This window comes from Gammaproteobacteria bacterium, from assembly GCA_015709615.1.
GTDB lineage: Bacteria > Pseudomonadota > Gammaproteobacteria > Burkholderiales > Nitrosomonadaceae > Nitrosomonas.
Genome location: CP054179.1, coordinates 584,689 through 598,786 on the forward strand (window position 1 = coordinate 584,689; position 14,098 = coordinate 598,786).

At 50.9% G+C, this 14,098-nt stretch carries 9 protein-coding genes; 5 read left to right on the forward strand and 4 right to left on the reverse strand.

Going from position 1 to position 14,098, the window contains the following annotated elements:
- Window positions 1-252 precede the first annotated feature (252 nt).
- The 3 genes from HRU77_02905 to HRU77_02915 all read left to right on the forward strand — a co-directional run bounded on the left by HRU77_02905 (window position 253) and on the right by HRU77_02915 (window position 7,475).
- Complete coding sequence (locus tag HRU77_02905; GenBank protein QOJ22046.1) at window positions 253-1,995, forward strand: outer membrane protein assembly factor; 1,743 nt, start codon at window positions 253-255, stop codon at window positions 1,993-1,995.
- Between the two features lie 17 nt (window positions 1,996-2,012).
- Window positions 2,013-5,858 (forward strand): translocation/assembly module TamB domain-containing protein, encoded by a 3,846-nt coding sequence (locus HRU77_02910; GenBank protein QOJ19732.1) that lies wholly within the window; start codon window positions 2,013-2,015, stop codon window positions 5,856-5,858.
- 234 nt (window positions 5,859-6,092) lie between these two features.
- Complete coding sequence (locus HRU77_02915) at window positions 6,093-7,475, forward strand: porin (GenBank protein QOJ19733.1); 1,383 nt, start codon at window positions 6,093-6,095, stop codon at window positions 7,473-7,475.
- Window positions 7,476-7,573: 98 nt separating this feature from the next.
- Here the strand turns inward: HRU77_02915 and HRU77_02920 are convergent, their stop codons facing one another.
- The 4 genes from HRU77_02920 to ispB all read right to left on the reverse strand — a co-directional run bounded on the left by HRU77_02920 (window position 7,574) and on the right by ispB (window position 13,329).
- Window positions 7,574-8,050, reverse strand: coding sequence for a hypothetical protein (locus tag HRU77_02920; protein ID QOJ19734.1), 477 nt, complete (start codon window positions 8,048-8,050; stop codon window positions 7,574-7,576).
- Between the two features lie 632 nt (window positions 8,051-8,682).
- Window positions 8,683-10,095: a sigma-54-dependent Fis family transcriptional regulator gene (locus HRU77_02925; GenBank protein QOJ19735.1), complete on the reverse strand. Its 1,413-nt coding sequence runs from the start codon at window positions 10,093-10,095 to the stop codon at window positions 8,683-8,685.
- A complete protein-coding gene (locus HRU77_02930; protein ID QOJ19736.1) occupies window positions 10,086-11,738 on the reverse strand; it encodes a two-component sensor histidine kinase in 1,653 nt (550 codons plus the stop codon). Before HRU77_02930 ends, HRU77_02925 begins: the two co-directional genes overlap by 10 nt.
- A 622-nt stretch (window positions 11,739-12,360) precedes the next feature.
- Window positions 12,361-13,329 (reverse strand): octaprenyl diphosphate synthase, encoded by a 969-nt coding sequence (ispB, locus tag HRU77_02935; GenBank protein QOJ19737.1) that lies wholly within the window; start codon window positions 13,327-13,329, stop codon window positions 12,361-12,363.
- A gap of 148 nt (window positions 13,330-13,477) precedes the next feature.
- Here ispB and rplU point away from each other — a divergent pair, with 148 nt between their 5' ends.
- Together rplU and rpmA are read left to right on the forward strand one after the other, a co-directional pair.
- On the forward strand, window positions 13,478-13,789 hold the full coding sequence (gene rplU, locus HRU77_02940; protein QOJ19738.1) for a 50S ribosomal protein L21: 312 nt from the start codon (window positions 13,478-13,480) through the stop codon (window positions 13,787-13,789).
- Window positions 13,790-13,799: 10 nt separating this feature from the next.
- Complete coding sequence (gene rpmA / locus HRU77_02945) at window positions 13,800-14,057, forward strand: 50S ribosomal protein L27 (GenBank protein QOJ19739.1); 258 nt, start codon at window positions 13,800-13,802, stop codon at window positions 14,055-14,057.
- Window positions 14,058-14,098: the final 41 nt, after the last annotated feature.

The window sequence follows — 14,098 nt, forward strand, 5'->3', positions numbered from 1 at the left end:
AAGAAATATTTTCACTTTCTCCTGTTAAACGAATTTACTGGAAAGTAAATGAAGTGTCAAACATACTGTGATCCGAATAAAATGCACACCATTTTGTCCGTTTTGGCTATTTGCCGGTTGCAAGGAACCCTTCCCCGGCTCCCAGTCTCAATACCTTTAATATGAACAGCGGCAGCAAGCTTTCTTCAGCGACGGAAAGTAATTTGCCTTAATTCTCAATTGCTCACAATTTATCGCAATATCCAGGTTTATATGATCGTGCTGCTGGTATTAGCCGGTACCTTTCCATCCGCGGCGGCGGCGTTAGAAATATTGCGCTCATCCGGCAAGCAGCCGGTCGTCACGCTGTCAGCACCGGAACCGGTCAAAGAAATGCTGGAGAAATATATCCGGTTGCCGGTGGAACCTTTTGCCAGTGACTACGATGAGCTGTTTTTTCTGCACCGGATGCAAAAGGAAATTCGTGATTTCCTGGCAACCGAAGGCTACTTCAATCCCGCCATAACCGTTGTGCAGCAACCGCGAACTCCGGATGGAACTGCCGAAATCAAAATCCAGCCCGGCGAATTGACGCGCGTCGGTTCGGTAGCGATCGAGTTTACCGGCGCCATCACCAATGGCGATGAAGAACACCGCAAGCGCATCGAGCAATTGCGCGCCGCATGGCCGTTAACGGCCGGGCAGACTTTCCGTTCCGCCGATTGGGAGCGGGCAAAGTCTGCATTGATTGAAGACCTCACAGATCAGGCATTTGCCGCCGCCACGATCACCAACAGCCAAGCCAGTGTCGATCCGGACAAAGCGCGCGCGGATCTGGTAGTCACCATCGATTCCGGGCCGGTGTTTTATTTCGGCGACATCCGCATCAGCGGTTTGCAGCGCTACGAAACCGCGCTGGTGACACAGCTCGCGCCGTTCAAGACGGGCGATGTGTACCGGCGCGATTTGCTGCATCAATATCAAATCGCGCTGCAAAAAGCGCCGCAATTCAGCACGGTGACGATCAGCATTGCGCAGGACACCGCGCAGCACCTTACAGCGCCGGTTCAAGTGGCGCTGACGGAAGCGCAAGCGCAGCGCTTCGCCTTCGGTGCCGGTTACAGCTCCAACAATGGCGCGCGCGGCGAAATCAATTACCGCAATTATAATTTTCTCGACCGCGCCTGGAATCTCACCAGTTTGCTGCGCCTGGAGCAAAAGCGGCAAACTTTTCTGGCCGGGATCGACACCCTGCCCGATCAGAACAACATCAACCATTCACTCAGCGCCAGTCTGCAAATGACGGACATCGCGGGTCTGAAAACCGATGTGCAAAAAGCCGGTATTACGCGCAATTACCGCACACCGACGACGCTGATGCAATTCGGTTTGAATTGGCAACGCGAGCATAAAAAACCCGATGGCGCGAACGATCAGATCAATCGAGCACTGGTATTGGATTGGCGCTGGCGGCGGCTGGTCGTCGACGATCCCGTCAATGTGCGGCGCGGCGATATCACCGAAGTGCGCATCGGTGGCGGTATCCGGGAATTGCTATCGGATCAGGATTTCATCCGCACGTATGTCAGCCATCAAAGCTGGTGGCCGGTGGGATCGCGCGATACATTTTTTCTGCGGGCTGAGGCCGGTTATACGTTGGCGTCGTCGCGCTTCGGTATTCCGCAGGAATATTTGTTTCGCGCCGGGGGTATTCAGTCGCTGCGCGGCTATAATTTTAAAAGCATCGGCGTGCACGAAGGCAGCGCCGTAGTCGGCGGCCGGGTGATGGCGACCGGCACCGCCGAATATACGCATTGGCTGACGCAGCAATGGGGCGCGGCGGCGTTTGCCGATATCGGCAGCGCGGCCGACCGCTGGCAAGACATGCACCTATTTCTCGGCTATGGCGCGGGGATACGCTGGCGCAGTCCGGCAGGCCCGCTGGCGCTCGATCTGGCGCGCGCGCACGAAACCGGCACGCTACGCGTGCATTTTTCCATGGCTGTGGCCTTTTGATACGATAAAAAACGCTCATGAACGATCAGCAGACCGAAAGCTCATTCCCGGGAAAACACGCGCGGCGATACCGCACGCTGACCGGCTGCTTGTTGCTTTCATTGGCATTTGCAGCGATCGCCGGTTATTGGCTGCTGCACAGCCCATCCGGTTTGTACTGGATTGCCGCCGCCGTGAATCGCTGGAACGGCAATACGATTCAACTGACCGGTGTGCACGGCACGCTGCAAGATCTGCATATTGAAAACATCCATTTCAAAAGTGATGAATTGGAACTCACGCTGCGCGATCTCCGCCTCGATTGGAGTCCCGCGCAATTGTTGCAGCGGCGGGTCAGCATCAACCGGCTGGCACTAGCGGCAATCCGTATCGAGCAGCAGGCGGCTGAGACTGAATCCCCGCCGCGCTCGCCGCCGGAAAGTTTGCACCTGCCCTTCGGATTGACGATTGCAGCCATGACCGTCGATTCGATCTATCTCAATCCGGCGGCGCAGGAAAATGAAAATGCCGCGCCGCCGATATCCGGCCTGACGTTGGCATTGGATAGCGACGGCCGGTATCACCGCTTGACGCAGTTGGATGTTACGACACCGTGGGCGGTTATCCGATCGCACGCGGAGCTTGCCGGTGATGCGCCGTTTGCATTATCCGCCCAGGTCAGCATAGCGGCTGCCGATTCCCGGGAAAACATCGAAGCGGCTGTCACCGGTAATCTGCATCAACTCACGATTCAAGCCGCCAGCCAGCCGCCCGCGGCTAACATGGCGCTACAAGCGCAGTTGCAGCCGTTTGCTGCCAATCCGCTGACACATTTGAATGCCATCTTGGCACAGTGGAATCCGGCCGATTTTGCGGCCAATGCGCCGCAAGCCAAGCTGTCGTTGTCGGCGCAGCTGGCGCAAAACGAGGCCGGGCAGTTGGCAGGCAGCATCAACATCGAAAATCACGCCGCCGCGCCGCTTGATCAAAACGGCGTTCCAGCCTCCTCCATTCGTGCACACACCGTAATCACGCCGGAATTACTGACGCTGCCGGATGTTCATATGCAATTGGGTAAAAATGGCGCCGTGCGCGGCAAATTGGCTTGGGATAGGAAGCAGCATGCTCTCACCGCAGACTTGGCAATCGACCGGCTGGATCCACGGCAAATCGATAGCCGCCTGCAAACCGCGGCGATCTCCGGCAGCATCGATCTGTCCGGTAATGCGGAAACGCAATCCGCGCGCATCGATCTGCGCGACCGGTCGTTGCGGCTGACTGCCGATCTTGCGCGCAGCGGCGATCAGCTCGCGCTGGAGCGCTTCAATTTACAGCGTAATCAATCGCGCTTGACCGGCCAAGGCCGGTTGCGGCTGACCGGGGAGCAATCGTTTGAATTGTCGGGGCAGTTGGTTCGCTTCAACAGCGCGGATTTCATACAAACCGCCGGTTCCGATCTGAATGCCACCTTGCAATTATCCGGCCATCTGACCCCGGAAATCACCGGCACGTTGAAATATGCCATCGGGAAAAGCCGGTTGGCGAAATCTCCGGTCAGCGGCACAGGCGAAATTGCTGTTGCCGGTCTTGAGCATCTCAGTGGCAAAGCCGAATTGCTGGCGGGATCGAATCGGTTGCTCGCACACGGCCGCAAGGAGGGTTCGCAACACGACATGCAACTGACGGTAAATGCACCGGCGCTGGCGCAATTGGGACTCGGGTTGTCAGGCGATCTGCACACCCAGCTCACGTTTCGCGGCAGCATCGATGCGCCTCGCCTGGATTGGCAACTCACCAGCCGGCAACTGAATTTGCCGGACAAGCAACAACTTTCCGGTGTATCGGCCAGCGCGCAGTGGCACAAAGACGCTGTCACGCTGAATATCGCAGCCGATACTGTTCAGACGCATGAACAAGCAACGATCAAACAGCTCACCGCCATCCTCGACGGCACAACCGGCCGCCATCACTTGACGGTTAAAGCCGGTCTCAACCAGGACATCGCCTTTCGGCTGACAGCCAACGGCGGCTTGAGCCGGGTAAAATCCGGGCAACCGTTGCGCTGGCAGGGGCAGTTGACTGACCTGACCGCCACCGGGGACATGCCGGTACGCCTACTGGCGCCAGCGCCGTTAGCCGTCAGCGCCGCTGCGGTGTCATTGGAACACGCCGGGTTGTCGGTTTCCAGCGGATCGGTCCGTATCGGACAATTGCACTGGACACCGCAAAGCTGGAAGACTCATGGCGATTTCTCCGGTATCGCGTTGCTGCCCGGCGTAGCGGAGCGCGCGCAAGGTATTCCGCTGCAATTGGGCGGCCGCTGGCATTTCGATTCCGCCGCGCATCTGACCGGTGAATTGCGCATCCACCGCGAACGCGGCGACTGGTATTTACCCGGCGATCTGCCGCAACCGCTGGGGTTGCAACAACTGCAACTGCAAGCAACCGCGACACAAGGAAAATTATCCGGACAATTCGAACTAGCCAGCCAAATGCTCGGCAGCGCAACAGCGGCTGTGACGCTGCCGTTGCAGCAAACGCAATCGCACTGGTCCATCTCGCGCGAATCTCCACTGCAAGGCAGCATGCGCGCCGCTCTCACCAGCCTGAAATCGCTCAATCCCCTGCTTGGCGGCAACGTGCGCAGCGACGGCGAACTGCGGATTGAAGCCGGTATTCATGGCACGCTGCAACAGCCCGATATCAGCGGCAAGGTGTCCGGCACTGGCTTGAGCCTGGTTCTGCTGGAACAAGGAATACACTTGCAGCAAGGCACTCTGGATGCGCATTTTCAGCAAACGGATCTGCACATCGACCGGCTGCACTTCACCAGTCCGCACGCGCCGCCGCCGGATAACCGCTTGTTCCGCAATTTGGCGCTGAAAGACCCGGCCGGTTCGTTGACCATTACCGGCAAGGCCGGATTGACCGGTAATCCGAGCCAGCTCGATTTCACCATCGACCAGTTGCCGCTCGCGCACAAGACCGATTACTGGATCGTCGCATCCGGAACCGGCACAACCCGCTGGCAGAAAGACCGTCTCAGCATCACCGGCGATTTACGCACCGATGCCGGATTGATCATGCAACCGCCGGAAGGCCGTCCGGAGCTGCCGGACGATGTCGTTCTAGTGAACACCCCGGCGTCACAGCGTGCGCGGAAGCTGCCGCTGCATCTGGATATGGCGCTTGATCTGGGCGAGAAATTCTATATCCGTGCGTCCGGCCTGGAGGGCCGTTTGACCGGGAAACTGCAAATGCGCAACGATAATAACCAACAGCTCAAGATGACCGGCACCATCGCCGCGCAAGACGCCGCATTCAAGGCGTATGGCCAGAACTTGGCAGTCCGGCGGGGCATCGTCAGCTTTCAAGGTCCGCTCGACGACCCCAACTTGAATGTGCTGGCTGTGCGGGAAGGCTTGGCGGTCGAGGCCGGTGTCGAAATTGCCGGATCGGTACGCCACCCGCGCGTGAAGCTGGTATCGACGCCGGATGTCCCCGATACGGAAAAATTGTCTTGGATCGTGCTGGGCAGAAAACCCGATACCAGCGGGCTGGATACCTCGGTATTACTGTCAGCCGCCGGATCGATACTCGGCGGTCAATCCGGCAGCGGTATCACCGATCAAATAACCAAAGCGCTCGGTGTCGATGAAATCACATTCAAACAGGCAAGCGCGGGCAGTTCATTGACCGGGCAAATCGGTGTGATCGGCAAACGCATTTCATCGCGCGCTTACTTGAGCTACGAACGCAGCCTGACCGCCACGACCATGGGTATCACCAAACTGACCTACAATCTGACACCCAAAGTCACGGTCGTCACCCAAGCCGGTGAGGACAGCGCAATCGATTTGTTTTATACGATTCAATTTGATTGAGCGCGCTCCAGCAACCTGCGATGCGAAAATACCCGCCTTTCAAGCGTTAATATGCGCCATATTTCAATCCAATCGAGAAATAGCGCTATTATCTTGTGAGATAATAGCGGGCTTTGCGTAGTAAAAATTTTTTAGCTGTACTACATTATCTTCATCGCTTACCGATTAGAGTCTGTTTTATGGCTTAATGTGAATTTTTCAAACTTGACAATCGATCCGCATCTTCACTCACCGATGACATATTCAACAAAGCTATTATTTGCCGTAACGAGCTGCTTACTTTCTTTTACCGTCATTCATTCCAGCACCATACAGGCCGGTAATTCAGCCATCCCGGATACTTTTCAACCGACAAATTTAGCGAAGTTTCTTAAAGATAAACGAGTGGAACTGGGCGGTTGGATTCATGGCGGTGCAACTTTCAATCCGAGCCAAAACGGCGGTTTCAACGGCCCTGTCGCTTTTGCCGACCAGGCCAACCGCTTCCAATTGAATCAATTTAATTTATTCATAAAACGCCCGGTGATCTCTGAAACCAATCGATGGGATATCGGCGGGCGAGTTGATTTTATGTTCGGAACGGATGCCATTTATACGCAAGCTTTCGGCGTGCCAACCTTTGATGTCAATTCCGGTGAACCATTAAAAAGAAATACTTGGGATCTGCATTTATGCTGCGCTTCCACCAAAACGTATGGCATTGCCCTGCCGCAAGCTTTTCTTGAAGTGCATGTGCCAATCTGGCAAAACGGCCTTAATCTGAAAATCGGACATTTTTACTCGCCGACCGGCTTTGAAACGATTCCCGCACCGGATAACTTTTTCTACACACGCGCCTATTCCTTCAATGCAGGTGAACCCTTTACTCATACGGGTTTACAAGCCACTTATGTTATTAATAACAATTGGACCGTCACCGGGAGCGCCGTCACCGGAAGCGCCACCGGCGGGTGGGACGGCGGATGGAACAAACAGCTAGGCAATTGGAGCGGTATTGGCGGTATCACATGGACGAGCGATAATGCGGCAACTTCACTCAATCTTACCGGCACTTATGGAGAGACATCCTCGCACAGCAGTACGTCCTGGGCAATGTACAATACTGTGCTGCAGCACAAAATCAATCCCAAGACTCTGTTCGTATTACATCATGTTCACGGGTTTGCAAACGGTATTCTGCTGAACAATTTAAAGTACTCCAATGAAGTGAAGGATGTTCAATGGATGGGTGTTGTTACGCACTTGTATTATGATTTGACCGAGAATGTATCGCTCGGTGCACGCGCAGAGTGGTTTCGCGACCGGGATGGTTTCCGTAATCCGTCACCGTTCCGCATTGCAGCAGCCTCCAATCTCGTCAATGGCGCTCTGGTCAGTTATGCCGGCGACATCAACAGCGTAACTATCACACCTGCGGATTACTATTCCGCAACTTTCGGCATCAACTGGAAGGTAGCTAAAACTTTAAAGCTTCGCTGGGATTCGATAAAAAAGCTGAATATTCGTCCTAATATACGTTATGACAGAGTGGATGCTTACCGCGCTGCTGCTTACAGACCGTTTGCAGGCAATAAAGACCAAATTTTATTTTCGTTGGATTTCACACTCCCTTTTTGAGATTAAGAACAAATTGCAAGGGATTTGGGAGACTTTTTGAGAGGGGGGAGGGTTAAAGACCAACCACCGAATAATTTCGGTGGTTGTTCGTCACTTAATCAAAGACCTTTATTGCCAGAATACTCTGAGTATTCCGAGATCTCCGATGTAAAGTCACGATCTTGATTTGTTTCTACTTTCTTAGTTTGATTACTTTTTTGCCCTACCTGCTCGATCGCCATTTTTCTATGGAAATCAGCAAATATCAGACTTTCACGTATCGCTTTCTCGTATGCTCGAACATTTGCTGCAGCATGCGATTGAGCATCCAGACCTTGTCGGCCAAAGTAATAAGGACGCGCTTCATACTCCTGAAGTATTTTTTTGTTCTCTTGCAACCTTAATTTTGCATCTTTGGCAACGCCTTCGTAATATTTCACTAAAGCGCCATGATCGTTACTTGAAATTCCAGTGGGTTTAGCCACTGATGAACCCATCTGTGCGCAAGAAGCTAACACAGTGAGTGCTAATAGTAAGGAAGATAATTTGAGTACTTTATTGATGGGTACTCTCCAGTCATAAATAAATGTAGTCATTTTTATTCCTCCAAGATGCGTTCAGTATAGGTTGGGAAAGCTTTTGTATAGGTCGGGAAAATCATTCCGGTTGATCTCATCTTACCTCCTCGCCCCGGTCGCATATTGAGCGAAAAAAACTTCGCAATTACATTCATATCAATTTCTCCTATTACCAGATTAAGCGTTTATAAAAATAAACATTGTTATTCGCTAATGAAAACCATCGTTCATGCTTGACAGAATCATTAACCCTTTTGCACTTAAGGTCAAGAAATATAAGACTTTTCTCAACCAGATTGCAGTCTACCACAAACAAAAATTAATTCCAACAATATATCCGACTTTTTTACTCAGGAATAGTTCAGTGTGCTAATTACCACACTCAGATTTTTCCCAAAGCACTTCAATTGCAATGAAAATTGGTGCGTATTTGTTTTCATCCGCTGACACGATCGCCGCGCAATGACGGGCAGAGACTCAATAACTCGGACCTGCTACGCGATCGAAAAATCTCGAGTAAAGAGATGAAATAGTTGAGAGAGGAATACAACCGCCAGTTTATTGAAACTGGGGCATGTTCAGCAGAACGACGATGCAGCAATCAAATGAATTCTGGTGATCCGAATCCAATATTATTATCAGGTTTAAAACTATGCTCTTTCGTTTAACCCTAATCGTTCCATCCGGTAGCGCAGCGAACGTACGGTAATCCCCAATGTTTTGGCCGCTTTGGTACGATTGTACCGGCTTTCATTCAACGCTTTGACAATAGAATCCTTTTCCAGTTTGTCGAGATAGTCCTGCAGCGGCAGAGTCAACCCCGAGTCGACAGGAAGCATAGTAAAAGAAGTTTCCTGAATCACTCTTGCCTTATGGGGTAACTGCAATTCGTCTTTACCGATCTCGCTGTCAAAACAGAGCGCCAATGTACGCTCCAGTATGTTTTCGAGCTCACGTACGTTACCGGGATAATCGTAGTTCATCAGCATTTTTAGCGCATCATTCTTCAGATTGCATGCCGGCCGCCCTACTTCGCGGCATAGTTTTGCAAGAACAGCTTGCGCAATTAACGGAATATCTTCACGCATTTCACGCAATGCCGGCATATTGAGTTCGATTACATTGAGGCGATAGTATAAATCCTGCCTAAATTGCCCGGTTTCAACACAGTGACTGAGTTTCTTGTGTGTCGCACTGATGATACGCACGTCAACACTTTTCTCGTGCGTTTCACCGATTCTTCTGACTTGTTTCTCCTGAATCACTCGCAACAATTTAACCTGCATCGTCAGCGGCAAATCGGCGACTTCATCCAAAAACAAAGTACCGCCATTCGCCGCCAGAAAAAAACCGTCATGATCTTTGTCGGCGCCGGTAAAAGCGCCTTTTTTATAGCCGAAAAACTCGCTTTCCATTAGATTCTCGGGGATAGCGCCACAGTTCACGGCAACAAAAGGTTGTTGATGGCGCGCGCTTCTTTCATGAATCATTCTCGCCGCGAGCTCTTTACCGCTGCCGGATTCACCGCTGATATACACCGACGCCTGACTGCGGGAAAGCTTATCGATGGTCGCGCGCAATTGGCGCATCGGCTGGGACTCACCCAGCAGTACGCGCTGCTGTTGCACTTGCGATATGGACTCGGATGCTATCGGTGGCAAGCTTAAAGCCGATTTGACCAAATCACGCAATTGTTTTAACGAAACCGGCTTAGGCAGATAATCGAATGCCCCGGCTTTGAGGGCAGCCACGGCATTTTCCGTCGTACCATGCGCCGTGATGACGGCAACCGGCAAATCAGCGCAATGCTCTGCAATATATTTAACTAGCTCCAGCCCTTCACCATCCGGCAACCGCATATCGGTAAGGCATAACTGAAACCGCCGGGATTGCAATAGCTGCTTGGCGTCACGAACACACTTTGCACTGGATACATCCATTCCCATCCGGGCGATCGTCAATTCAAGCAGTTCAATGATATCGGGCTCGTCATCCACAATCAGAATATGGGGAGAAGCAGTTTTTCGATCGGGATTGGCAATCCGCCCATTATCTACAGACATGGCCGACCACTTTTGCAAACTATCCGGAAATGCCCGCCGCCGGAACCTTCAATGTAATCCAATGAAGCCTGATTGGTTTCGCACAACTCGCGCGCAATGTATAAACCTAAACCGGTTCCGCCGGCGGCCGTGGTAAAGAATGGTTCAAAAATCTGTTTTACCTGTTGCGGATCAATACCCTCACCATCATCTATGATATCCAAATAAACATTATTTTCATTCGCCGATGCGGATAATTCGATATGTATGCTGCCGTTTTGCTGGCGGCAATGCCGCCATGCATTGCGGCATAAATTCCAGAGTATTTGATGTAAATGATCGCGATCAAAGCTGATTAAATGATTGTTAGCGTTTTTTAACACAAACGCACCTCCATCGATTCTTTCCGCATGGCAAAACTCCTCAAGAAATTTTTGCACGAATTCATGAAGATCGAACAGTTCCGGCCTTGAAATATTACGCCGGTTAAGCTGCAGAACATCCTGAACGATCTTGTTTAAACGCCGGGTATTGTCGCAAATGATGCGCACTAATCGCGGGTCCATGTCATTTTCAAGCTGCTCCTCTTCCAAAAGTTCAGCCGCATGATTGATCGCGGACAGCGGATTACGGATTTCATGCGCAATATTGGCAGTCAGGCGCCCTAGGGCTGCCAGCTTTAATTGCTGCAATTGTGCTTGTATACGCCCCATATCCTCGAGAAAAATAACCACGCCGTTACGAGAATTTGCCTGTATCGGAAGAAAACGTGTTCGAACCAGGGTGTTACTATGCGCCAGACGCAGCAAATCGAAGTTGATGCTGCTATCGCCCTGCCAAGTGGTAAGCCGGCCAGCTAATTCCGGCATGCAAGCAGATAACTTGAGCAACGACGTTTTCTCCGCAGACGGATTTAAATTGAGTAACCACTCCGCATAGCTATTGCGCTGTCGAATGTAACCAAGTTTATCCACCACCAGAACACCTTCTTGTAAATCCTGAATGACCAGTTTATTGACTTGCGCCATGTTCGCCAGATCGATACCGCGTTCCGCGGCCAGCTGCTCACTGGCCAAAGTATGTTTGGCTAAGCGATATGCCAGCCAGGCAACGGCAAAATACGCCATGCTCAATAACCCCGCTTGCGAGTATTGCGCGGAGTAGAAATCAATGGTCCATAAGGAATAGGTTTCTTGCAGCAATAGGCTAATCGTTGCGACAGAAGCAAAAAATAACACTAGGCGGCCGCGGCCGATCAATCCCGCCCCCGCCAGTGACACCAACAACAAAACCCCCAGACCGCTTGGCAAACCGCCACTGGCATACAGCATCACCGAGAAAAAAACGATATCGCTGATTACCTGAATCGCCAATTGCTGATCGAAGCCGGGAAAACGCAACCGGACAAACGCCATGGATAGCATGCTAAAAAGCACATGGCCTGCACCAGCGTATAAAAACAGCGAGGGGTTATGGGATCCGAGACTGATAAATTCAGATTTCCAAAACACGATGAGCAAACTGCCGCCGATGGCTAAGCGAAAGCAATTGAAATAATAAAGCGAGCACCAATGCTGATCGGTGTAATCGATCGTCGCCGCATCGGAATCCAGCGGCCAGAATATTGAGTGTTTATTTGATGATGGATGTGTTGGAGCAGGCACAATAATCAGCTCAAGAAGATCTTATATACAAATTACAATGCTCGTGACTACAAAAATACTTTTGCTGATTGCTGACCGCTTCACTTTTCGGCAGATAAACACCACAGTGCGCACAATTCACCATATCTTCAGCGGATTCCGGCGAGGATGTATCATTTCTTTGCTTAGGTACGCGAATTTTGATTACCCAGTAAATCAGCAGCGCTATCAGTGTGTAAAAAATTAACTTTCCCATATTAAGTTCTAATACCTGCTATGGCATCAATCTGATTGATTAAATATACGCTTATTTGTCTGTTGCAAATCAGGGGCATAACAAACCACATCACACTTGCCGCGGCTGATTCAGGATAACAATCTTTTGTCTTGGCAAATGATCGATTAACCGGGTTTTTTATGGTTTATCGATAAAATATAGAATGATATTTTCATCAGATCAATACTATTGAATAAAATATCTGAGAAATTTCAAACGGAAATTACAAAGAAGCCGGTAGCGCAAGCTTTACCAAGCAAGTGCTGAGTTTGCAAAAACACCGATCGGTAAATATATAGAGAAGAGAAATTTTTCTATGAAATGGCGGTCACCGGCGGCAACAATCAGTGCAAGATTTTAGCGGCATTAATGATTGCGCGTTACCGCAAAGTCCGCCAATTGCATCAGGCATTGTTTATTTTCCGACTCCGGTAAGGCGGCTATCGCAGCGGTTGCGGTGACAATCTCAGCTTGCGCGCATTTCCTTGCGTAATCCAGCGCAGCAGTTTTTTGAATAACATCCAGAACAGGCTGGAAACCGTCTTCCCCGCCATTTTCGATCGCTCTGCGGATAACGGCGGCTTGCTCCGGTGTACCGACTCGCATGGCGTAAATAAGCGGTAATGTGGGTTTTCCTTCCGCCAGATCGTCACCCAGATTCTTGCCGATATCCTGATTATTGCCGGTATAGTCGAGCATGTCATCAATGAGCTGAAACGCGGTGCCCAAATGCATACCGTAAACCGATAGGGCGTTTTCCTCTTCCGGCGTGGCATTGCCGAGAATCGCGCCCAGTCGGCTTGCCGCTTCGAACAGCTTGGCGGTTTTATAACGGATTACTTGCAAGTAATTTTCTTCAGTCACACCCGGATCGCGGCAATTCAGCAGCTGCAGGACCTCGCCTTCGGCAATGGTATTGGTGGCATCGGCCAATACCTGCATCACGCGCATGTTGTCCACTTCCACCATCATCTGGAATGCTCTGGAATAGAGAAAATCCCCTACCAGAACACTGGCGGCATTGCCAAACAGCGCATTGGCAGTTTCTCTATTGCGCCGCAATTGTGATTCATCGACGACATCATCGTGCAACAATGTGGCGGTGTGGATGAATTCAACAACCGCAGCCAGATTGTAGTGAAAGCTGCCTTTGTAGCCAAAAGCGCCAGCCGATAAAATCACCAGCGCAGGACGCAAACGCTTGCCTCCGCTATTGATGATATATTCACTGACTTGGCGAATCAGAACGACATGGGAATGCAGTTTTGCGCGGATGACATCGTCGACGATGCTCATATCGTGCGCGATGAAGCTTCTAATATGTTCGATTGACACAATAATACCTTGAAGAAAACGCTATGTTAGAAATGACGATGCCTAAGTGTCAAGCACAAAGATAAAATGCGCTAATTTTTCCACCACAATCAAGGCTTATTTATGTATAATTCGCCGTTCTGTAAAAGGGAAGCATGGAGCTTAATATATGTATGCGGTCATAAAAACCGGCGGTAAACAATATCGAATTCAAGTAGGTGAAAAGCTGAAGATTGAGCAATTGCAAGTGGAAAACGGCAGTGAGCTTGTCATCGATCAAGTATTAATGGTAGCCGATGGCGACAAAGTGTCGGTTGGGACGCCGCTCGTCAGTGGTGCCAAAGTCAGTGCAACGGTTCTCGGTCAAGGGCGTCACGACAAAATTCGCATATTCAAGATGCGCCGCCGCAAGCACTATCAGAAGCATCAAGGTCACCGGCAGAATTACACTGAAATACAAATTACCGGTATTTCAGCTTAAGGAGTAGAAAATGGCACATAAGAAAGCAGGCGGAAGTTCCAGAAACGGACGCGATTCGCATTCAAAACGGCTCGGCGTTAAATGCTACGGCGGTGAATTAATCCCAGCCGGATCGATTATCATCAGACAACGCGGCACACAAGTCCACCCAGGGGAAAATGTCGGTATTGGCAAAGACCATACCTTATTCGCCAAAGTGGCGGGAAAAGTGAATTTCAGTATCAAAGGCGCATTGAAACGTAAAGTAGCAAGCGTGATACCTGCATAAAAAATACATCACTTGACCACTTTGAAAGCCCCGTCTAAAAC

Excerpts from the sequence above, each read along its gene's own strand:
- HRU77_02905 (QOJ22046.1), top strand. The coding sequence starts at position 253 with ATGATCGTGCTGCTGGTATTAGCCGGTACCTTTCCATCCGCGGCGGCG.
- HRU77_02910 (QOJ19732.1), top strand. The coding sequence starts at position 2,013 with ATGAACGATCAGCAGACCGAAAGCTCATTCCCGGGAAAACACGCGCGG.
- HRU77_02915 (QOJ19733.1), top strand. The coding sequence starts at position 6,093 with ATGACATATTCAACAAAGCTATTATTTGCCGTAACGAGCTGCTTACTT.
- HRU77_02920 (QOJ19734.1), bottom strand. The coding sequence starts at position 8,050 with ATGACTACATTTATTTATGACTGGAGAGTACCCATCAATAAAGTACTC.
- HRU77_02925 (QOJ19735.1), bottom strand. The coding sequence starts at position 10,095 with ATGTCTGTAGATAATGGGCGGATTGCCAATCCCGATCGAAAAACTGCT.
- rplU (QOJ19738.1), top strand. The coding sequence starts at position 13,478 with ATGTATGCGGTCATAAAAACCGGCGGTAAACAATATCGAATTCAAGTA.
- rpmA (QOJ19739.1), top strand. The coding sequence starts at position 13,800 with ATGGCACATAAGAAAGCAGGCGGAAGTTCCAGAAACGGACGCGATTCG.